Annotated in this window: 18 protein-coding genes; 7 read left to right on the top strand and 11 right to left on the bottom strand. The window is 66.1% G+C overall.

Annotated elements, in window-relative coordinates:
* Positions 1 to 34 precede the first annotated feature (34 nt).
* Both ACIOJF_RS08255 and ACIOJF_RS08250 read left to right on the top strand, forming a co-directional pair.
* A complete protein-coding gene (locus ACIOJF_RS08255; RefSeq protein ID WP_402741445.1) occupies positions 35 to 1,414 on the top strand; it encodes a GntP family transporter in 1,380 nt (459 codons plus the stop codon).
* Positions 1,415 to 1,434: 20 nt separating this feature from the next.
* The gene (locus tag ACIOJF_RS08250; protein ID WP_402741444.1) at positions 1,435 to 2,262 is read left to right on the top strand and encodes a class II fructose-bisphosphate aldolase; all 828 of its coding nucleotides are present in this window, start codon (positions 1,435 to 1,437) and stop codon (positions 2,260 to 2,262) included.
* A 61-nt stretch (positions 2,263 to 2,323) separates the two neighbouring features.
* On the opposite strand, the gene ACIOJF_RS08245 is transcribed toward ACIOJF_RS08250, so the two are convergent.
* Together ACIOJF_RS08245 and ACIOJF_RS08240 are read right to left on the bottom strand one after the other, a co-directional pair.
* Positions 2,324 to 3,256: a 2-dehydropantoate 2-reductase gene (locus tag ACIOJF_RS08245; protein WP_402741443.1), complete on the bottom strand. Its 933-nt coding sequence runs from the start codon at positions 3,254 to 3,256 to the stop codon at positions 2,324 to 2,326.
* Positions 3,257 to 3,308: 52 nt separating this feature from the next.
* Positions 3,309 to 3,959 (bottom strand): LysE family translocator, encoded by a 651-nt coding sequence (locus ACIOJF_RS08240; protein ID WP_105658928.1) that lies wholly within the window; start codon positions 3,957 to 3,959, stop codon positions 3,309 to 3,311.
* A 67-nt stretch (positions 3,960 to 4,026) separates the two neighbouring features.
* Here ACIOJF_RS08240 and ACIOJF_RS08235 point away from each other — a divergent pair, with 67 nt between their 5' ends.
* Positions 4,027 to 4,518: an Lrp/AsnC family transcriptional regulator gene (locus ACIOJF_RS08235; protein ID WP_402741442.1), complete on the top strand. Its 492-nt coding sequence runs from the start codon at positions 4,027 to 4,029 to the stop codon at positions 4,516 to 4,518.
* 15 nt (positions 4,519 to 4,533) lie between these two features.
* Here the strand turns inward: ACIOJF_RS08235 and ACIOJF_RS08230 are convergent, their stop codons facing one another.
* From ACIOJF_RS08230 to purU, 6 genes are all read right to left on the bottom strand, one after another.
* The gene (locus ACIOJF_RS08230) at positions 4,534 to 5,757 is read right to left on the bottom strand and encodes an amidohydrolase family protein (RefSeq protein WP_402741441.1); all 1,224 of its coding nucleotides are present in this window, start codon (positions 5,755 to 5,757) and stop codon (positions 4,534 to 4,536) included.
* A gap of 148 nt (positions 5,758 to 5,905) precedes the next feature.
* On the bottom strand, positions 5,906 to 6,982 hold the full coding sequence (locus ACIOJF_RS08225) for a M14 family zinc carboxypeptidase (protein WP_402741440.1): 1,077 nt from the start codon (positions 6,980 to 6,982) through the stop codon (positions 5,906 to 5,908).
* A 69-nt stretch (positions 6,983 to 7,051) separates the two neighbouring features.
* Positions 7,052 to 7,546 carry a hypothetical protein gene (locus ACIOJF_RS08220; protein WP_332488091.1) on the bottom strand — a complete coding sequence of 165 codons (495 nt, stop codon included), beginning with the start codon at positions 7,544 to 7,546 and terminating at the stop codon, positions 7,052 to 7,054.
* Positions 7,539 to 9,086: a sodium/proline symporter gene (locus tag ACIOJF_RS08215; RefSeq protein WP_402741439.1), complete on the bottom strand. Its 1,548-nt coding sequence runs from the start codon at positions 9,084 to 9,086 to the stop codon at positions 7,539 to 7,541. Before ACIOJF_RS08215 ends, ACIOJF_RS08220 begins: the two co-directional genes overlap by 8 nt.
* A complete protein-coding gene (locus ACIOJF_RS08210) occupies positions 9,083 to 9,211 on the bottom strand; it encodes a hypothetical protein (RefSeq protein WP_286134668.1) in 129 nt (42 codons plus the stop codon). Before ACIOJF_RS08210 ends, ACIOJF_RS08215 begins: the two co-directional genes overlap by 4 nt.
* Before the next feature lie 295 nt (positions 9,212 to 9,506).
* Positions 9,507 to 10,379: a formyltetrahydrofolate deformylase gene (gene purU / locus ACIOJF_RS08205; RefSeq protein WP_105658923.1), complete on the bottom strand. Its 873-nt coding sequence runs from the start codon at positions 10,377 to 10,379 to the stop codon at positions 9,507 to 9,509.
* A 450-nt stretch (positions 10,380 to 10,829) separates the two neighbouring features.
* On the opposite strand from purU, the gene ACIOJF_RS08200 reads away from it, so the two are divergent.
* Positions 10,830 to 11,498 (top strand): GntR family transcriptional regulator, encoded by a 669-nt coding sequence (locus tag ACIOJF_RS08200; RefSeq protein WP_402735475.1) that lies wholly within the window; start codon positions 10,830 to 10,832, stop codon positions 11,496 to 11,498.
* 27 nt (positions 11,499 to 11,525) lie between these two features.
* On the opposite strand, the gene ACIOJF_RS08195 is transcribed toward ACIOJF_RS08200, so the two are convergent.
* From ACIOJF_RS08195 to ACIOJF_RS08185, 3 genes are all read right to left on the bottom strand, one after another.
* Complete coding sequence (locus tag ACIOJF_RS08195) at positions 11,526 to 13,397, bottom strand: BCCT family transporter (RefSeq protein ID WP_402741438.1); 1,872 nt, start codon at positions 13,395 to 13,397, stop codon at positions 11,526 to 11,528.
* Positions 13,398 to 13,607: 210 nt separating this feature from the next.
* Positions 13,608 to 14,822: a formaldehyde dehydrogenase, glutathione-independent gene (gene fdhA / locus ACIOJF_RS08190; RefSeq protein ID WP_133833949.1), complete on the bottom strand. Its 1,215-nt coding sequence runs from the start codon at positions 14,820 to 14,822 to the stop codon at positions 13,608 to 13,610.
* A 128-nt stretch (positions 14,823 to 14,950) separates the two neighbouring features.
* Positions 14,951 to 15,889, bottom strand: a complete 939-nt coding sequence (locus ACIOJF_RS08185) for a LysR family transcriptional regulator (protein WP_402741437.1) — start codon at positions 15,887 to 15,889, stop codon at positions 14,951 to 14,953.
* Between the two features lie 151 nt (positions 15,890 to 16,040).
* Between ACIOJF_RS08185 and ACIOJF_RS08180 the strand changes: the two genes are divergently transcribed.
* From ACIOJF_RS08180 to ACIOJF_RS08170, 3 genes are read left to right on the top strand one after another with little or no spacing between them, the layout of a single operon-like run.
* Positions 16,041 to 17,345: an SRPBCC family protein gene (locus ACIOJF_RS08180; protein ID WP_105658918.1), complete on the top strand. Its 1,305-nt coding sequence runs from the start codon at positions 16,041 to 16,043 to the stop codon at positions 17,343 to 17,345.
* A complete protein-coding gene (locus tag ACIOJF_RS08175) occupies positions 17,342 to 18,733 on the top strand; it encodes a flavin reductase family protein (RefSeq protein ID WP_105658917.1) in 1,392 nt (463 codons plus the stop codon). The genes ACIOJF_RS08180 and ACIOJF_RS08175 overlap by 4 nt, the downstream gene beginning before the upstream one ends.
* 43 nt (positions 18,734 to 18,776) lie before the next feature.
* Positions 18,777 to 21,296 carry an FAD-dependent oxidoreductase gene (locus ACIOJF_RS08170; protein ID WP_402741436.1) on the top strand — a complete coding sequence of 840 codons (2,520 nt, stop codon included), beginning with the start codon at positions 18,777 to 18,779 and terminating at the stop codon, positions 21,294 to 21,296.
* Positions 21,297 to 21,303 lie beyond the last annotated feature (7 nt).

Here is a 21,303-nt window from a genome sequence, read left to right as displayed (position 1 = left end):
CCCGCGCACCGCGTCAAAGGAGACGACACAACCCATGAGCCCGCTAATGCTGCTACTGATCGCAGTGGCCGGAGTGGCCCTGCTGCTGCTCGGCGTCATCAAGTTCAAGATGCCCGCCTTCATTGTCCTGCTGCTGGTCAGCATGCTCGTGGCCCTGGCCGCGGGCATCCCCATCCAGGAGGTGGCCGGCCTGGTCACCGAGGGCATGGGCGGCACGCTGGGCAGCGTCGCCGTACTGGTGGGCCTGGGCGCGATGCTCGGCAAGGTCATTGAGATTTCCGGCGGAGCCCAGGTGCTTTCCACCCGCTTCACCGCGCTCTTCGGCCCGCGCCGGGTGATCGCCGCGCTGACCACCGCGGCCTTCCTGCTGGCCATTCCGGTGTTCTTCGACGTGGGCTTCATCGTGCTGGTGCCGATCATCTACGGCTTCGCCAAGGCCCTGGGCGTCCCGCCGGTGAAGATCGGCCTGCCGGTGGGCGCAATCATGCTGGCCATCCACGTAGTGGTTCCGCCGCATCCAGGTGTGGTCGGCGGCGCAGAGATCCTCGGCGCCGATATCGGCTGGGCCACCATCCTGGGCCTGGCGTTCTGCGCCCCGCTGGGCGTCTTGAGCTACTTCGTGGCCAAGCGCATCAACCGCCGCGAGATCCCGATGCTTCCGGAAACCGCAGAGCAGTTCGAATCCTTCGGCGCTTCCGGAACCGGCACCACCCTGGCCAAGACCAAGGCCCCGACCTCGTCCATGGTCATTTCCATGATCCTGCTGCCGATCGTGATGATCATGCTCGGCACCGTGGGCGGTTCCCTGGTGGCCGCTGAATCCACTGCGGCCAACATCCTGGGCTTTGTCGGATCCCCTGCTGTCGCGCTGCTGGTCACCGTGCTAGTTTCCTACTACCTGCTGGGCGTGCGCAGCGGCTGGAGCAGCGAGCAGACCGGCAAGGTCATGGATTCGGCCCTGGCCCCGGCGGCCATCGTGATCCTGGTGACCGGCGCCGGCGGGGTGTTCGGCAAGGTGCTCACCGAATCGGGCATCGGCACCGTGCTGGCGCAGTCCCTGGCTGCGGCCGGCCTGCCGATCATCGTGATGGCCTTCATCCTGGCCGCCATCCTTCGCGCCTCGCAGGGCTCTGCAACGGTCGCAATTATCACCACCACCGGCCTGCTGGCCGCAGCCGTGGAAGCCGGCGATTTCTCCACCGTGCAGACGGTGCTGATCCTGGTCGCTGTGGGCTTCGGCGCCTTCGGCCTGAGCCACGTGAACGACTCGGGCTTCTGGATTGTCACCCGCTTCCTGGGCCTGTCCGTGGCCGAGGGCCTGCGCACCTGGACCGTGCTGACCACGGTGCTGGGCGTGGCCGGGTTCGCGCTCACCGCCATTACCTACGCCATCATCACCGCTGCAGGAGTGTAATCATCCCGATGCTCACCCCCATGAACCAGATGGCCGCCCAGGCCATTGCCGCAGGGCACGCCGTCCCCGCCTTCACCTGCTACGACTTCACCACCGCGCTGGCCGTGGTCGCCGAGGCCGAAGCCCAGGACCGCGCGGTCATCCTGAATGTCGCGCCGAAGGCCGCCAGCTCCACCGCGGGCCTGCGGCTGATCTCCGCCCTGCGCACCCTGGGCGAGCAGGCCGCCGTTCCGATAGCCATCCAGCTGGACCACGCCAGCGACGCGCAGCTGATCGTGCGGGCGGTGCAAGCCGGCGCCACCGCGGTGCTGGCCGACGGCTCGGCCGGGACGCTGGAGGAGAATACCGCCTTCGTCCAGCAGGTTCGTTCGCTGATCGGCCCTGAGGTGGTGCTGGAAGCCGAGCTGGGTGCCCTGCCGGGCAACGAGGACAAGGCCTTTGAGCAGAGCGCCTCCCAGCTGACCGATCCGGCGCAGGTGGCCCGGTTCGTCCAGGACAGCGGCGCGCAGCTGCTGGCCGTGGCCATCGGCAATGTCCATGGCCGGTACAAGGGCGAACCGAAAATCCACTGGGATGTGCTTGAAGCCATCCACGCCGAATCAACGGTGCCGCTGGTGCTGCACGGGGCGTCGGGCATCGCGCCTGCGGACCTCTCGCGGTCCATTTCCTTCGCGGTGGGCAAGGTCAATTTGAACACCGAGCTGCGCACCGCGACGCTGGCCGCACTGGCTGGGCAGCTGGAAGGCCGCCGTTCCGATGGGCAGAACGTGCTGGGCTTGCTCGGCGACTGGGAGCGCGCGGTCACCGAGGTCGTTTCGGCGACGTTCGTCGCGCTGCGCGCCACATAGCTTGCTGCCTTCGAAGGCCGCGGCGCAGGGACTTTCAGGTTCCGGCACCGCGGCCTTCAGTCTATCCGGTGGCGGAGGTGCCGGCACGGTCCAGCGATTGCTGGTGGGTGCGCAGCTGGAGCAGCACGGCATCCAGCAGCGGGGCGGCCACACCCAGCTGCTGCGCCCGGGCGGCCAGATCCCCGATGATGTGCTCGGCCTCGACAGGAGTGCCGTGGCCCAGGTCGCGGTAGAGCGAGGCGGTGAACGAGCTGCCCGGCTCGGTCAGCAGCCCGATGGACTGCTCATGCCCCGCCTCGCTGACCGGATAGCCGGCCGCGGACGCGATCCGTTCGCATTCGCCGACGGCTTCGCGGATCTTGGGCTCTCCCCCGGCGGCGAGGATATCGCCGATATTCCCGCGGAACAGGCAGGTGATCACCCCGGCCGCGGCGATGAAAGCCCACTTCTCCCAGAGCCGGGCGAGAACATCGTCGAGCACTCCAAGCTCGATGCCACCCACATCAAGAGCCTCGATGATCGGCTCGGGGATCTCCTGTCCGTGCAGACCGCCGAGACCCAGCTGGCACAGGCCGGTCAGCTGCTGGACGACTGCCTGCTCATCCAGCGTGGCAACGATCTTCACAATGCCGCCGAGCACCCGCCCGCCGAAGGCCTGCTCCAGGGCGTCGATATGGGCCATTCCGTTGAGCAGCGGCAGGATGCGGGTGCGATTTCCCATAGCGCCGGCCAGTTCCGGGATCAGCGAGGCCAGCGCCGGGGCTTTGACCGCGACGATCACCAGGTCGAAGGGCTCTTCACCCGCGATAGCGGTGACTGCCCGAACCGGCCAGGTACCTTGGGAATCCGGGGCGCTGAAGCGCAGCCCATGATCGGCAAGCTGGGCCTGGCGGCGTTCGCGCACCAGAAAAGTCACGTCCCTTCCGGCCGCCAGCAGGCGTGCTCCCAGCGCGCCGCCGGTCGCACCGGCACCGGCAATCAGAATGCGGGTCATTTGCTCTTCCTTTCCAACAGGCAGCCGATGAGCGCCCTATCGATTTCGTGGTTTACCGGTGCCATCCGGCAATCGGATCAGCCAGCCCCAGCACCGCGGCAGCTAGCAGTCCGAGGGCAATTGCCACCAAGGATACCCCGCCGGCCAAGGTCACGATGCGGCCGGCGGATGGCGATCGATGCACTCCGGAGAACCGGATGACCGTGATGGCCCCGGCCCACCACAGACCGGCCCCGAGGACCACCGTCGCGCAAAGCAACGCGGTCCGGACTGAGGCGCCTTCGGCTTGCCCGATGAACTGCGGCAGGATGGCAGCGAAGAACAGCAGTGCCTTGGGGTTGGTTGCATTGGTGAGCAGCCCGCGGGCGTAGCCGCTCCGGGCCTGTGGGGTCTGGGCCGGCACGGTGCTGTCCGCCCGAGGCAATCCGGCGCGCAGCATGCTGGCCCCCATCCACAGCAGCACCACGGCACCCAGAATCTGGGCGGCGGCCATGGCCCCTGGCGCCGAAATCAGCAGCGCGGTCAACCCGGCCACCGCCAGCAGCGCATGCAACATCAGCCCGGTGACTACTCCTGCAGCCGTGGACACGCCTTGCTGGACCGAGCGCGTGGCCGCCTGCACCACCAGGGCCAGGTCGGGGCCGGGCACTGCCAACGCCACCAATAGCGCCAGGGCAAATGCCACCCATGATTCGATCCCCATGCCATCCCTCCAGCCTCAACTGCTATTCCAGATTCAGACTAGGGGTCAAATTCGCTAGAATCAGTCCATGAGTGACTCAGAAATGAAATCAATCAAATCTCCCGAATTGGATTCGGTAGATTGGGCAATACTGGAATTGCTGCAGGTTGATGCCACGATGCCGAACAAGCAGATCGCGGCCGAGGTGGGGGTCGCGCCCAGCACCTGCCTGGAGCGGATCCGGCGCATGCGCCGCAATGGCACCATCGTGGCTACCCGCGCCCATGTACTGCCTAGCCTGCTGGGCAAAGGCGAGCAGGCGTTTTTGGGAATCCAGATCCGTCCGCACGCCCGCGACACCGCCAACGACTTCGTGCAGAAGGCCCTCGCTTTGCCCGAAACCCTGGCGCTGTACAACGTCAGCGGCAGCGAGGACTATCTGGTCCATGTCGCGGTGGCCAACAGCACTGAGCTCCAGACACTGATCATCGACAAGTTGCTGGCACTGCCCCAGGTGGCGCACTGCCGCACCCAGCTGATCTTCGGCGAGCCGTGGGTGGCTTCGCTGCGCCACCGCTAGCGGTAGCACGTCCCGTCAGTACGGTTTTTCGACCGAGAGCACTTTCAACCCTTCGGCCACCACCCGCCCGTCGTGGATGACGGTGCGGTCGGTGCCCCGGTCCATCACGGTGGAGGCAATGCTCTCGCCATCCACCAGCACCAGGTCGGCCCGGTCCCCCACGGCCACCCCTGGGCGGTCGGCCACCGAAGCCAGGCGCGGCACCGAGCGGTCCATGATCGAGGCACCGCCCATGGTGGCCACGGCCAGCGCATGCCCGATCAGTTCGTCCTGGCGGAACCCGTTGACGAAAGCCAGCTGCCAGGTCCGGTCCAGCAGATCGCAGTTCCCGTAGGGGCTCCAGTAGTCGCGCTGCCCGTCCTCGCCCAGGCCGAAGCGCACCCCGGCTCCAACCAGGTCCACCAGCGGCAGATGATTGGAGGTGCTGGGCGCAACGGAAGTCAGCGAGATGTCCAGCTCGGCGAAGGTGTCGATCAGCCGGCGGCTGGCAGCCTCGCTGACGCTGCCCAGCTCGTAGGCATGGGACAGGTTGACCCGGCCCTGCATGCCCAGCGCCCGGGTGCGTTCGGCAATCAGCTCTGCCGAGAAGACGGCGAGCGCACCGGGCTCGTGCAGGTGCACGTCGATGTCCACCTGGTATTTATCGGCCAGCCCGAACACCACGTCGAGGTGGCGGACCGGGTCGCGGTCCAGTGCGCAGGGGTCGATGCCGCCCATGGCATCGGCGCCGGCTTCCAGCGCATCCTCGAGGTGCTTGACGGTACCCGGCTCGCGCAGGATCCCTGCCTGCGGGAAGACCATGATCTGCACCTCGGCCTCGTTGGCGAACTTCTTTTTCGCGGCCACCACGGCCTCGTATTTCTCCAGCTTGGAATCCACATCCACCTGGGCGAAGGAACGCACCCGCGTGGTGCCGCGGGCGATCATCCGTTCCAGGGTTCCGGCCACGCGCTCGGGCAGCGGGATCTCCGCATCCCGCCAGTTTTCGCGGTCGTTGCTCATCATGCCCCACACCCCCGGGCGTCCAGTGTGCTCGCGGAAGGGCAGGCCGATGCGCGTGGAATCCAGGTGCACATGCACGTCGGAGAAGGAGGGGAGAAGGATGCGCCCCCGGCCATCGACATCTGCCAGGTTGCGCACCTGCTGCGGGTCGTGCACGGAGATCGCTGAAATCTTGCCGTCGCCAATCAGGATGTCGCTGGGCGGACCGCCCCAGGGGCGGGCATTGCGGATGAGCATGGTTCAGCTTCCTTGCCGGTATGGACAGTGCTAGTAGAAACGTACCGCATGCGCCCCTAGGGCCAGCAGCGCTTCGGGCCGAGCGCGGTTCTCCTGCTCCAGGCAGGACAATGGCGGGCCCTTGCGGGCCCGCCATCAACTGGATCGGCTATTCGTCAGCCTCTTCTCCGGGCAACGTCGACTGCTCCGGCAGGCTGTCCCAGAAGGAGGTATCCATGGTTTCCACGGAGCCATCGGCTACCGCCTTGATGGTGCTCTCCAGGGTCAGGATGGTCTGCTGGCGCAAGTAGCCATTGGATTTCTGTCCCAGGACATAATCCGGGTTGCTGTGATCGCTCATGCCGCGCATTTCGAAGAGCAAGGTGGAAATGCCGTATTCGGCCGCGATGCCATTGCGCGCAATGGTGTTGGCGGTCCCGCCCACGTACTTGCCCAAGTGGCCCCAGCCGGTCCGGTCGACATTCTGGTAGACCACTGCGCCCAGGCGCTTGGAACCCTCGCGGACTTCCTCAGGCACGTCCGGGGTCGTCGGGTAGAGGATCGAGCCGGACACCAGCTTGCCGTCCACCGCCGAGCGGGTGCCCTGATGGTGCAGGTCGATCATGTAGTCGATGCCGTAGGCGGAGAGCACATTGTTGTGCAGCGCCTGGATTTCCGGTTGCGTCTTGGCCACGTGGTCCCGGTTGATGTCCACGTTGTTGGCGTTGTAACGGGTCAGGTGCCGGTCCCCCGAGGCGATGTAGTCATCGAGCGGGAAGTCCACATCGCCCATGGCGCCATCCGGGTTCAGCATCGGCACCACCAGGATGTTGACGTCCTTGAGCACCTCCTTCATCCGCCCCGAGCCCAGGTGCTTGATCACTTCCAGGGTCCCCTCGGTGGTCAGCTGCTCGTTGCCGTGCTGCTGGGTGAGGAACATGATCGTGGGATTTTCCGGGTTAGAAAGGTACTTGGCCAGGAACAGATCGCGTCCCTTGGCGGATTGGCCGATGACTTCCAGTTCCATCGCCGATTGCTTGGCATCCTGCTTGCGCAGTTCGGCGGCCATCGACTCGTGCGTATGCAGGATCGAGGTGTTGATGGTTTCATTTCCGGTGTAGTCCGGCCCGTTGCCTACGGCATTGGCCGGGACAAGCCCCAAGCCGAGGAACAGTGCCGAGCCGACAACGATGCAGGAGCCCTTCTTCAGCAACTGAGCGGGGAACTGCTTTGGCATATTCTTCATTGAATCTCCGATGTCTTCCTGTGGTGGGATGGATCTTGGTCATTGCGCCGTCCTCCGGCGTTTCCAGTCTCAGCTGCCGATGATGAAGTAGCCGCCGTTCAGTCCGTCCACCATGACGCGGTAGGACTTTTTCTCCAGGCTCGCTTCGATCATCCAGTTGGGTTTCCAGACCTTTGCGACACTGCTCTTTTCCCGGACCCCGCCGCGCCAGGCCAGCCGGGCCCGGCGCAGCGCCGCGGTGGACAGCAGGGCCTTGGCCCGCCGGCGTGCGGTGTCGAAATCGATGGTGTTCCACTGCGGATCAGCCACCCGGTCCAGCACTTGGCCGGTTTCCGCATCTTCGGCTTGCCACGGATCGCAGACGAAGGCCTTGCCCGAGTAGTAGTCCACCAAGGCGTGCGCCTGCCCTGACCGCCCGGCCAGCTGCGGCACCTCGAAGATGAACCCCGCAAAGGGATGATGGCGCAGCTTGGCCGACTCGACTCTCAGCCCTGGCGCCTTGGCGGCAAGGATGCGTTGCGCGTCCTGGTCATCGACCAAGGTTTTCAGCACCAGTTCATTCACCGCGGGCCGCCATTTCCGCCTGGCTGGCCAGCAGTGCATCCTGGCCCATGAGCATCTTCTTCGGGATCGGGCCGATCTTCGCAGTCTCATCCAGGGCCCGGCCAATATGCTCCGGCACGGGATGCGACTTCTGGCTGGCCAGGCTGCCGATGACCATGGCCGCGGTGGATGCCAGGATGCCGGTGACCATCGGATCAATGCCGGTGGCATCCGGCGCGCCGGACACCTGCCAGAGCACCGAGACCAGGGTGCCGGCGGCCATCGATGAGATCGCGCCAACGGTATTGGCCTTCTTCCACCACACCGCGCAGATATAGGAAGGGACAAAGGCGCTGCCCAGCACGGTCGTTGAGAAGATCACCACGGCGGCCACCGCGGGAGGATCAAAAGCGGCAATGCCATAGCCGATGATGGCCAGGGCCAGCACGGTGATCCGCGAGACCCAGACCATCTGCGCATCGCTCATCTTCTTGTTGATGAACCGGGCGTAGATGTCCTGGCTGGCGATGGTGCCGGCCTGCAGCAGCAGGGCATCGGCGGTGGACATGATGGCTGCCATGATCGCTGCCATGACGATGCCCACAGCGAAGGTCGGCAGCACCGCGTCGGCGACCTCGAAGATCGCGGTTTCCGGGTTGGCCAGGTTGGGCAGCAGGATCAGCGCGAACAGGCCCACCAGGTAGGGGCCGGGGATGAACAGCAGGTTGAATACCAATGAGTAGACCCCTGCGATGCGTGCCACCGATGGCTTCTTCATGGCCATGTGGCTGACCACCACGTGCGGCCAGCCCATGTAGCCGATGGAGAAGACCAGCAGCGCACCGAGAATGACTCCCCACTGTCCCTGGTAGCCCAGATCCGCTCCCCACATGGTCAGCAGGTTGGGGTTGATCCCGCCCACAGTCTCATTGCCCTTGGTGAAACCGCCCACGGCCATCAGCGTGGCAACCAGGATCCAGACCATGCCGACCACCATGATGATGGCCTGCACGAAGTCGGTGTAGGCCACAGCCAGGTAGCCGCCAAGGAAGGTATAGAGGACAATCACGCCGATGGCGATCGCCAAGGCCACCGGGAAGGAAACCCCAGAGACCATTTCCAATCCGCGGCCGCCGGCGATGAACTGGGCCAGGACGTAGAAGAACATGCAGAACAGCGCAACGGGAGCGGCGATGAGCCGGATCCACTTCGAGGGGTAGCGGTGCTCCAGGTACTCGATGGAGGTGATGGAACCCAGGATCTGGGATAGCTTGCGCATGCGCCGGCCCAGGACCGAGAGGTTCAGGATGCCGCCGCCCAGGTCGCCCAGCGCGTACCACATGCTGAAATAGCCTTGGGTGTAGCCCATGGATCCGGCACCCATGAACATGTAGCCGGACATGGAAGAACTCTGCAGCCGCAGCGCGGTGACGCCGGGGCCGAGGCTGCGTCCGCCGAGCAGGAACCCTTCGGCATCTTGCTTGCCTCGCTTCATCGCCCAGAAGCCGATGGCGGCCATGGCGATGAAATAGATGACCAGGAACAGGATCTCGATGCTCACTGCTGCTCCTTCGCATCCTCGCGCTTCCAGCCGCGGCTGAGCCACAGGAAAACAGCTGTGTAGATCACCCAGAGGGCCGGAACCCCGATGATGACCATGGTCGTGAACGCCGGTAGTCCAAACATCGACACATTCCTTCTGGGAGCCGCTGGTTCTTATTTCATGAGCTGGGTCACAAGCACCCGCTTGATCCATAGCCTTGCATAGCCCCAGTGGCCAAGACAAGGATAATTCCTAGGTTAACTTGGGAAAACTTCCGTGCCCCTGCATTCGACCGCACTGTCTTCCCGGCCTTTGCGCCTCCGGTCGAGCGCCTCCGGGCCCAAACGGCGGGCAACAGCAAAGGCCCCGGCCGGGTTCGGCGGGCATCGTCATATGATGTCCGTAGAATCCCCGCCGGGGCCTTTGGCCCGGAGGGTGCTAGCGCAGCACCACAGTGCGCGAGCCGCTGAGGAAGACCCGGTCTTCGCAGTGCCAGCGCACCGCATCGGACAGGGCTTTGCACTCGGTATCGCGTCCGGCGGCCACCAGGTGCTCGGGCGCGTAGCTGTGGTCCACTTCCTGGACGCGCTGGGTGATGATCGGCCCCTCGTCCAACTCCGAATTCACGTAGTGCGCCGTGGCGCCCACGGTCTTCACCCCGCGTTCGAAGGCCTGGTGGTAGGGCTTGGCCCCCTTGAAAGAGGGCAGGAACGAATGGTGGATGTTGATGGCCCGGCCGGTGAGCTTGCGGGTGAGGTCATCGGAGAGCACCTGCATGTAGCGGGCCAGCACCACCAGATCCACCTCGAAGCGCTCCACCAGGTCCATCAGCTTGGACTCGGCTTCGGGCTTGGTCTCAGGGGTGACAGGAATATGGAAGAACGGAATCCCGTTCCACTCGACCTGCTGCCGGTGGTCCGGGTGGTTGGAGACTACTGCCGCGATCTCCACCGGCAGCTCCCCCATCCGGGCGCGGAACAGCAGGTCATGCAGGCAATGGCCGAACTTGGAGACCATCACCACCACGCGCTTCTTGTTGCCGGCCGGGCGCAAACCCCAGGTCGCCTGGTGCTCATCGGCGAGTTGGCCGAGACCCGACTCGAGTTCGGCGATCTCAGCGGGGATATCCTCCGCCGCGGCGACCTCGAATTCGATGCGCATGAAGAGCGTCCCGGAAAGCTGGTCGTCATGCTGCTTGAGCTCCCGGATGTCGCCATGGTGCTTGAGCAGCAACCCGGTGACCGCATGCACGATGCCCGGGCGCTCGGCGCAGGTGAGGGTCAGGACATACTTGTTGTTCGGTTCGGTCATCGTGCCGCTCCTTGATTTCGCCGAGATGGCATTAGCTTCGCCATGGCTCGTAGTGGTTTTTCGGGGGATTTTCATGCGGTTGCACCTGGCTTCCGCGCAGTGCTCTGCGCCGCGGATTCAAAGCCGTCCGGACTGAGTTTTCCCAGCGGAACTGCGCGCCGCCCCTGCCTTCGGAAGCAGCTGCGGGCAGACCCGCCAACCTCTGGCCGGATACTGATATATCAATTGATGATCACAATACTATGTGTGCTTCAGCACAGCGTCAACAACTTTTCCGGCGGTTCTTCCTGGCGCCTTTCCCAGCGCCCCCAGTACGGTTTTCCGCTCTGCCGCTGGCCGGCAAGCCAAGGGCTGTTGAGCGCATCGGCACAGGAAAAGCGCCCAAATCGAAGCCGGGGCGATACTCTTTGGGTGTCGGCAATTGATTTTTGAACAGTGATAGAGAGCGATATGCCAAGGCCCACCGAACTGACCAGCGCCGCCACCGAGCAAGGCTCGATGGCTGATCGAGCCTACAACGCATTGCGCGACCGGCTGGTGCTGCTCGAAATCGCTCCGACGCACCCGATCCACGAGCCGCAGCTGGCCGAAGAACTGGGCATTGGGCGCACCCCGATGCGCGAGGCTCTCAAGCGGCTGGAAACCGACCATCTGGTGGTGTCCTATCCGCGCCGCGGCACCTTCGCCACGGCCGTGGATTTCCATGAGCTGAACTACATCTCCGAAATGCGCCAGGTGCTCGAGCCGCTGGCCGCGCGCAACGCGGCCGCGAACAAGGACCCGCAGATCCGCGAGCAGCTGGCCAGTTACCTGCAGCAGATCGATGCCCTGGATCCCGCCCTGGACCAGCGTTCGCTGCTGCTGCTGGATGTGCGCATCCACCGGCTCATCTACAATGCGGCGGCCAACAAGTACCTGGAGGAAACCCTGGTGCGCCTGGATAATCTGGTGACCCGGATCTGGTGCCTGGTCATCGACCAGATGCCTCCGATCGCAGAGCACATTTCCGAGCATTCGGCCCTGCTGCGCGCCATCCTCGACGGCGACGCGCAGCTGGCAGCGCGGCTGGTCTCCGAGCATGTGGCCCACTTCGAGCAGGCCCTGCGCCGCGCACCCTAGCTGGATGCCGGGGACGCGAACCGGCCGCTAGCGGCCGGCGCCCTCGGGTTCCAGATCAGTTTCGGGCCGCGGCTGCGGTTCGCGCACCGGGGCTTCCAGCTCCTGGGCCACCGGCTCCGGCCGGTCTCCAGCCGGCAGGCCCGACGCGGCCACAATGGAGTTCTCCCTGGTCATCAGGCTGAACTGCTCGCCTTCGTGGCGGTCGATTCCGTCATCCACCGCCTGCTCCAGCACCTCCATCGCCACCTTGCCGCGCAGCACCAGCGGATCACGGCACAGGTCCTTCCACAGCGCCACGCACAGCAGCAGCATCACCAGCACGAAGGGCAGCGCCGAGACGATGGTGATGTTCTTCAGCCCGTTCAGGGCCGCCGCCGGATGGTCCCCGCCGGCCAGCAGCATGACCGCGGCCACCGCTCCCACCGAGACGCCCCAGAAGACCACCGACTTCTTCGAGGGCTCCTGCGCGCCGCGTTCGCTCAGCGCGCCCATCACGATCGAGGCGGAGTCCGCCCCGGTGACGAAGAAGATGGCAATCAGGACCACGGCCAGAGCCATCAGCGCAATGGAGAACCATTCGGGGAATGGCAGTGCGCCCAGCAGCTCGAAGAGCACCGAGTTGAAGTCGATGTCCGGGGCCCCGTCCACCATCTGGGCCAGCGCCTGGCCCAAGTCCCCGTTGCGCTCGGCCCGCTCCTGCAGGCCGATGGCGCCGCCGCCGAAGATGGCGAACCAGAACAGCGTGACGGTGGAAGGTACCAGCAGCACCCCGGTGACGAACTGGCGGATGCTGCGCCCGCGCGAGATCCTCGCGATGAACAGGCCAACGAACGGGGTCCAGGAAACCCACCAGGCCCAGTAGAAGATGGTCCAGGAGGAAAGCCACGCGGCCATGTCGCCATCCCCGGAAGCCGCGGTCCGCGATGCCATTTCCGGCAGATCCGCGATGAAGGAGCCCACCGCATTGGGAATCACGTTCAGGATGAACAGCGTCGGCCCGCCGATGAACACGATCAGCGCCAGGATCACCGCCAGCACCATGTTGATATTGGACAGCCACTGGATGCCGCGCTCGATTCCGGAGACGGCCGAGGCCACGAACAAGGCGGTGAGCACCGCAATGATCAGTACCAGGACCCCCGAACCCACCGAGGACAGCAGCCCGGCGGACTGGATGCCGCCGCCGATCTGCAGCGCGCCGAGCCCCAGCGAGCAGGCCGAGCCGAAAAGCGTGGCCAGGATAGCCAGGATGTTGATCGTCTTCCCGCCCCAGCCGTGGACGACCCTTTCTCCGAAGATCGAGGTGAACATCGAGGAGAACAGCTGCGGGCGGCCCAGCCGGAAGCTGCCGTAGGCCATGCCCAGCCCGACAATCGCGTACATGGCCCAGGGGAACAGCGTCCAGTGGAACATGGTGGTGCCCATGGCCGTGCCCACCGCGGCCGAGGTCTGCCCGCCCACGGTTTCCGGCGGCGGAGACATGTAGAAGTACAGCGGTTCGCCCACCCCGTAGAAGACCAGCCCGATGCCCATGCCGGTGGCGAACATCATCGAGATCCAGGAAACCGTGCTGAACTGCGGCTTCTCCCCGTCCTTGCCCAGCGGGATGCGCCCGAAGCTCTTGGCCGCGACCACCAGCACGAACAGGGTGAAAACGGTCGCGGCGATCACGAAGACCCAGCCGGTGTTCGTAATCACCCAGTCCAGGGCCTTCCCGGCCGCGGAGCCCAGCCCTTCGGGCGAAGCGAAGCCCCAGGCGATGAACGCCAGGGCGAGGAGTCCGGCAATGCCGAAGACCCAGTAGTCGGTGCCGGAGGACAGGTATCTTCTGGGCCGGCGCCGGCGAGCCGAGTGCAGCTCGCTGACCAGGTCGTTCACGGGTTGCTCAGTGCGTTTCATTTCGGTTTCCTTCAATAAAGGCAATAGGTGGCGGGCCGGCAGGGGAATGCGGGCGCGCCGAATCAGCCGGGGTCCCGGGGTTGCTCGTGAGTGGTGGCCGGGGCCGGCAAATCGGCCGGGCTCAAGAGCCGGCCGGAAGTGCGCCGTGCAGGCCGGGAATTGTTCCCGGCCGGCACGGCGGGCAGCGGTTAAATGCGCGTCAAGCGCGGATCAGGCGCTGATCAGCCCGTGCGGGTCGAGCACGAACTTCTGCGCGGCGCCTTCGTCGAAGGCCGCGTAGCCCTGCGGGGCCCGGTCCAAGCCAATGGCCGTGGCGTTGACGTTCTTGGCAATCGAGACCTTGTCCGAGAGGATCGCCTGCATCAGCCCGCGGTGGTACTTCATCACCGGGCACTGGCCCGTGACGAAGGTGTGGGACTTGGCGAAGCCCAGGCCGAAGCGCATGGACAGCGAACCGACCTTGGCCGCTTCGTCCTCGGCGCCCGGATCCCCGGTGACATAGAGCCCCGGGATGCCCAGGCTGCCGCCGGCACGGGTGATTTCCATCAGCGAATTGAGCACCGTGGCAGGCTGCTCCTTGCCAGCGTCGTGCCCGTGCCCGCGCGCTTCGAAGCCCACCGCGTCGATGCCGCAGTCGACCTCGGGCACGCCCAGGATCTGGGCGATCTGCTCGGCGGGGTCGCCCTGCGAGACGTCCACGGTTTCGCAGCCGAAGCTGCGCGCCTGGGCCAGCCGGTCGGCGTTCAGGTCCCCGACAATCACGGTGGCCGCACCCAGCAGCTGCGCGGAGGTGGCCGCGGCCAGGCCCACCGGGCCGGCGCCGGCGACATAGACGGTGGAGCCGACGGTGACCCCGGCGCCGATGGCTCCGTGGTAGCCGGTCGGGAAGATGTCCGAGAGCATGGCCAGGTCCAGGATCTTCTCCATGGCCTGGTCGCGGTCGGGGAATTTCAGGGCGTTCCAGTCCGCGTAGGGCACCAGCACGTATTCGGCCTGGCCGCCCACCCAGCCGCCCATGTCCACGTAGCCGTAGGCGGAGCCGGGGCGGTCGGGATTGACGTTCAGGCAGATGCCGGTTTGCCCGACCTTGCAGTTGCGGCAGCGGCCGCAGGAGATGTTGAAGGGCACCGAGACGACGTCGCCGACCTTGAGGAATTCCACATCGCGGCCTACTTCCACCACTTCGCCGGTGATCTCGTGGCCCAGCACCAACCCGACGGGGGCGGTGGTGCGGCCGCGGACCATGTGCTGGTCCGAACCGCAGATGTTGGTGGCGATGGTCCGCAGGATGACCCCGTGGTGCACCTGCCGCCCGACGTTTGCCGGGTGGACCCCGGGCCCGTCCTTCAATTCGAATTCGGGGTACGGGGTGTCGATCAGCTCGACCTTGCCTGCCCCGGCGTAGCTTACTGCCAAGTTGCCCATAGCGGACCACTTCCTTGAAATATCAGTTGGATACCAAATCGGATGTGCCCAAGTCTGACCACTGGATGTGATCCATGTCAATAGCCCGGCGAGAAATCCGCCGGGTCCGGCAGCCCGCCAGCGGCCGGCTACCCGTCCAGTTCCTCGGCCGAGCGCAGGAAAATGATGTCCTTGGCTGTGCGCTGCAGGATTTCCAGGGATTCCTCGATCAGCGGCGAGCCGCGGCTGCCCTTGCGGGTCACCGCCACGATGCGCCGCGAGGGCTTGGCCGCCCCGGAAATCCGGCGGCGCACCACATTCTGCGCATCGCCCAGGGTGGCCAGCCGGGGCAGCAGCCCCACACCCAGGCCCGCCCCGATGAACGCGATCATGGTTTCCCACTCCACCGCCTCGTGGGCGATATGCGGGGTGACCCCCAGCGAAGTGAAGGCGGCAACGAACAGCGCCCGGTAGACCGACTGCCCGGATTCGGAGATCCACGGGTCATCGGCCAGGTCCTCCAGGGCCACGGACTTGTGCTGCGCCAGCCGGTGCGTGGCGGGCAGCACCACATCCAGCGGGTCATCGAGCAGCACGGTCTGCTCGAACCGGTCCCTGGCGGCAGAACCCCCGGACGTCTGGCTGGCCACGATCACGGCCAGGTCGATCCGCTCCGCGAGCAGCAAGTCCAGGCAGCGCTGCGGCTGCGCTTCGATCAGCTGCACCTCGGTATCGGGCCGAGTGGCTCGCAGGTTCGCGGCCAGCGGGGCAAGCAGCTGCGCGGCAGCGGTGGAGAAACCGCCCAGGCCGAACTGCCCCTGCACCTGCCCGGAGGCGTTGCGCGCGGACGCCGCGAGCAGCTCCCATTGCGTCACAATCCCGTCCAGGCCCGCAACGAAATGCCGGCCCGCGGAGGTCAGCCGCACCCCGCGGCCCTCCTTGGTGATCAGCTTGATGCCCAGGGTGCGCTGCAGTTCGCGCAGCTGCGCGGAGACCGCCGAAGCCGAGTAGCCGGTCAGTTCCGCGGTGCGCGCTACCGAGCCCGTGGAGGAGAAGACCCGCAGGGTGGCGAAGCGTGGATCGATCATGCACCAATTGTGCACGGTTCCGTTCAATTTCTTGCGCTTTTCTTGCCGACTATTTCTTCCTAGTCTCGATTCATGCGGTGACCGGCCTCACATCGGCCCGCGCAACCACAGCCCGAGGACGCCAGCCGCGTCGTGTTCCAAGGAGTAACAGATGACCGCTTCGGTAAGCGCACCGCGCACTACGCGTGGGAAGCTCGCTACGTCGGTGAACCAAGAACAGCTCGCCGAGATCACCGAACTCTTCCGCAACCGGCGCAAGGGCTACTCGCTCGAAGCCCCGCTGTACACCGACCCCTCAGTATTCGATGTCGAAATGCAGGCCATCTTCGGGACCCACTGGCTGTTCGCCGCGAGCATTGCCGAGATCCCCGAGCCCGGGGACTACGTGACCGTGGACTACGGTCCGCATTCGCTGATCGTGCTGCGCACCGAGGAGGGCGGGGTCAACGTGCTGCACAACGTCTGCCGGCACCGCGGCGCCCGCGTGCTCACCGAAGCTTCGGGCAGCACCGGGAACCTGGTCTGCGGCTACCACTCGTGGACCTACTCCCCCGAAGGGGACCTGATCCACGCCTCCGCCCCGGGCGAAGGCAAGTTCGACAAGAGCTGCTTCGCGCTCAAGCGCGCCCACGGCCGGGTCCATGCCGGGCTGGTCTTCGTTTCCCTGGCCCAGGACCCGCCGGCGGACTTCGACGAGGTCGCCGGCATCTTCGAGCCCTACCTGGCCCCGCACGATATCGCCCGCGCCAAGGTCGCCTACCAGCAGGACATCATCGAGGAGGGCAACTGGAAGCTGGTGATGGAGAACAACCGCGAGTGCTACCACTGCGACGGGCACCCCGAGCTGGCCTGCTCGCTGTTCCCCACCTGGGGGCTGAGCGACGACACCGTTCCGCCGCACCTGGAAGAGGTATGGGAACGCAACCAGCAAGCCCAGGCGGCCCTGGAGGAACGCTGCCGCCGCTACGGATTGCCCTACGAGGTCGTGGAGCAGCTGGACACCCGCATCGCCGGCATCCGCATCTCCCGCGAATCCCTGGACGGCGACGGGGAATCCTTCTCCGCCGACGGGCACCGCCTGTCCAAGAAGCTGCTCGGCGAGCTGCGCGACTTCCGGCTGGGCCGCTGCTCCATGCACCTGCAGCCCAACAGCTGGTTCCACTTCCAGTCCGACCACGTGATCACCTTCGCCGCCTTCCCGATCAACGAGCACCAGACCCTGGTGCGCACCACCTGGCTGGTGGCCGATGACGCGGTCGAAGGAGACGACTACGATCTGGAGAAGCTCACCCACACCTGGAAGCAGACCAACCTGCAGGACAAGGCCTTCGTCGAGCTGTGCCAGAAGGGCGCAGCCAGCCCCGCCTACCAGCCGGGCCCGTACATGAAGAGCGAATACCAGGTCGAGGCGTTCATCAACTGGTACACCCAGCGCGTGCTGGAGCACCTGGCATGAGCGCAGGCGCCCAGCTGGCATCGAGCGTAGCGGCCCAGCGCATCCGCGGGCTGGAAATGCCGTGGAACCGGGTCCTCAGTTCCCAGGAAGGCCCGGCGAGCGCGGCCCGCGCGCTGGGACCATGGCACCCCCAGGAGTTCCTGGCCGAATGCGTGCAGACCATCGAGGAAGCCGGCGGGCTGATGACCTTCGTCTTCCGCCGCGCCGACGGCGCCCCGCTGGCCTTCCGCGCCGGGCAGTACCTGAACGTCGCCTTCCCGGTGCACGGCGAAGACCAGGACCCGGTGGACCGCAGCTACTCGATTTCCAGCGCGCCCACCGTGCCCTGGACCTTCAATGTCAGCATCAAGCGCGATCCCAAGGGCCTGGTCTCCTCCTGGGCGCATGAGAACCTGCGTCCGGGCATGGTGCTGGAGATGCTCGGCCCGGTGGGCGCCTTCCACCTGGGCGATTCCGACCGGCGCGCCCGCTACCTGTTCCTTGCGGCCGGAGCCGGGATCACCCCGATCATGTCGATGGTGCGCACCATCCACTCGCTGCCCGGCCAGGCCGATGTGGTGGTGCTCTGCCACGGCACCGTGCCCGGGGACTTCGCCTTCTGGCCCGAGCTGGAATACATCGCGCAGGTCGATTCGCGGATCAAGGTGTTCTACTCGCTGGGCGACCGGGCCAAGCCCAAGAGCTGGAAGGGCTTTGCCGGGCGGCTGACCACGGCGATGATCGACGCGGTGGCCCCGGATGCCAATGGCCGCAAGGTGTTCGCCTGCGGGCCGGAAGGGTACCTGAATTCGGCCACCCAGCTGCTGCGCGAGGCCGGGGTGGATGACACCTCGGTGTTCATGGAGTTCTTCTCCGGGGACCGCAAGACGCTGCTCGAATACCAGGAGGAAATCGCTCTGGCCGGGTCCATCGCCGAGGAGGTGGCCGAATCCGTGGAGGAGTTCTACGAGAGCCAGCCGCCGGAGCTGGGGATGTACGAACCCGAGTACGACCAGAGCGGCACCATCGAGGCCAGCGGCCAGAAGCTGGTGGCGGTCGATTCCAATGCCCCGCTGCCGCCAGCCGCGCCGCTGGTTCCCGCGCAGGACCCGCCGGATACCGCTTCCTTCCCCACCGTGGGCGAAGGCGAGCTGACCATGACCTTCCTGCGCACCGCGGTGAATGTCCGGATCAGTTCCCAGGAGCACATCCTGGGTGTCGCCCAGCGGGCCGGGGTGCGCATCGGCGCCAACTGCCAGGAGGGCATGTGCGGCTCGTGCAAGGTCGTCAAGCTCGAAGGCGAGGTGGCGATGAACCACCAGGGCGGCATCCGCGCCCGTGAAATCGCGGCCGGGAAGTTCCTGCCCTGCTGCTCCACCGCCCAATCGGATCTGGTCATCGACGCCTAGCCGCGCCGGCCACCACCACACCATCAGCTTTCAAGGAGTCCCCATGTCCCGTCTTTCCCCTCGGATCCTCATCATCGGCGCCGGCATCGTCGGCGCCAACCTCGCAGACGAACTGGCCGCGCTGGGCCACACCAATACCCTGGTCATCGAGCAGGGTCCGCTGGATCTTCCCGGCGGCTCCACCTCGCACGCCCCGGGCCTGGTCTTCTCGTCCAACCCGTCCAAGTCCATGACCGAATTCGCGCAGTACACCATCGAGAAGCTCACCGGCCTGGTGGGCGCCGACGGGCGCGGCTCCTTCCTTCCGGTGGGCGGGCTGGAAATCGCCACCACCGATGAGCGCCTGGCTGACCTGCATCGCCGTGCCGGCTGGAACCGCTCCTACGGGGTCGACGCCGAAGTCATCGACGCCGCCGCCTGCCTGGCGAAGTTCCCGATGCTCAACCCGGAGAAGGTCCTGGGCGGGCTGTTCACCCCGGGCGACGGGCTGGCCCTGGCCGCCAAGGGCACCGCGCTGGTCATGGAACGCGCCAAGGCCGCGGGAGTCGAGTTCCGCGACCGCACCATCGTCACCGATATCGAGGTCTCCGGCGGCAAGGTCGCCGCGGTGATCTGCGGCGAGGAGCGCTTCGCGGCGGACATCGTGGTCTCCTGCGCGGGCTTCTGGGGACCGAATATCGGCAAGATGGTGGGCACCTCGATCCCGCTGCTGCCGCTGGGCCACCAGTTCGCCTGGAGCACCCCGGCGCCCTCGCTGGCCGGAGTGAACGAGCTGCCGGCCGGTGCCAGCCGCCCGATCCTGCGCTACCAGGACCGCGACCTCTACTACCGCGAGTGGGGAGATCGCATCGGCATCGGCTCCTACGCCCACCGCCCGATGCCGGTGGACCTGGACACCTTGCAGGCCTACCGCCCGGAAGAGATCACCCACGAGCGGATGCCTTCCTCACTGGAATTCACCCCGCAGGACTTCGCCGCCGAATGGGAAGCCAGCCAGGAGCTGCTGCCGGATCTGCGCAATACCCGGATCCAGCGCGGCTTCAACGGCATCTTCTCCTTCACCCCGGACGGCGGCTCGCTGGTAGGCCAGTCCAGGGAAGTGGACGGCTTCTTCGCGGCCGAGGCCGTGTGGGTCACCCACGCGCCGGGCATCGCCAAGGCCGTGGCCGAGCTGATCACCACCGGCACCTCCACGACGGACCTGAGCGACTGCGACCTGAACCGCTTCGAGGACGTGCAAACCACCAAGGAGTACGTCAGCGAGACCTCGCAGCAGAACTTCGTGGAAATCTACGATGTCCGCCACCCGCTGGAACCGCGCACCAAGCCCCGCGCCGTGCGCACCAGCCCGTTCTACTCCAGCCAGCAGAAGCTGGGCGCCTTCTTCCTGGAGGGCACCGGCTGGGAGCGCCCGCACTGGTACGAGGCCAACGCCGCGCTGCTCGATGAATTGCCGGCGGAGTGGGCGGCCCCGGAGCGCGACAGCTGGTCAAGCAAATTCCACTCGCCGATTGCCGCGGTGGAAGCCTGGAAGACCCGCACCGCGGTGGCCATGTTCGACATGACCCCGCTCAAGCGCGTGGAAGTCACCGGCCCCGGTGCCGGGCCGATGCTCCAGGGCTTGACCACGGCGAATATGCTGCGTGCCCCGGGCATGGTCAGCTACACCCTGCTGCTGGACCATGCCGGCGGCATCACCAGCGACATCACCGTGGCCCGGCTCTCCGAACAGGTCTACCAGGCCGGCATCAACTCCAACGTGGATGTCGCCTACCTGGACCGCGAAGCGCGCAAGTTCAATGAGGCCAACCCGGGCCAGTGGGTGGCAGTTCGCGATATCACCGCCGGGACTTCCTGCATCGGCCTGTGGGGCCCGCTGGCCCCACAGGTCATGGCCAAGATCAGCGACGACGATATGGGCAACGAGGGGCTGAAGTACTTCCGCACCAAGCAGATCTCCATCGCCGGCATCCCGGTCACCGCGATGCGCCTGTCCTACGTGGGCGAATTCGGCTGGGAGCTCTACGCCTCGGCGGATGTCAGCGCCAAGCTCTGGGATGCGATCTTCGAAGCCGGGCAGGAGCACGGCATCATTGCCGGCGGGCGCGAGGCGTTCAACTCCATGCGGCTGGAGAAGGGCTTCCGTTCCTTCGGCACCGATATGACCAGCGAGCACGAACCGGAACAGGCCGGTTTGGGCTTCGCGGTGAAGGCCGCCAAGACCGCGGACTTCGTGGGCAAGTCGGCGCTGGCCGAACGTGCCGCGGCGGCCACCAAGCGCCTGCGCTGCCTGACCGTGGATGATGGCGTGTCCATGGTCCTGGGCAAGGAACCGGTCTACGTGGATGGCAAGCCTTCCGGCTACGTCACCAGCGCCGCCTACGGATACACGGTCCGCAAGCCGATCGCCTACGCGTGGCTGCCGATCTCGGTGGAAACCGGAGACCCGGTGGCGATCGAGTACTTCGGCAAGCAGATTGCCGCCACCGTGGTCGATGATCCGCTGTACGATCCGCAGATGGACCGCTTGCGCGGAGTTTCGCTGGCCACTTCGGCCAGCTAGCGGCTAG

The sequence above is a fragment of the Glutamicibacter sp. NPDC087831 genome, assembly GCF_044742845.1.
Lineage (GTDB): Bacteria > Actinomycetota > Actinomycetes > Actinomycetales > Micrococcaceae > Glutamicibacter.
This window is presented reverse-complemented; position numbering and strand designations above follow the sequence as displayed.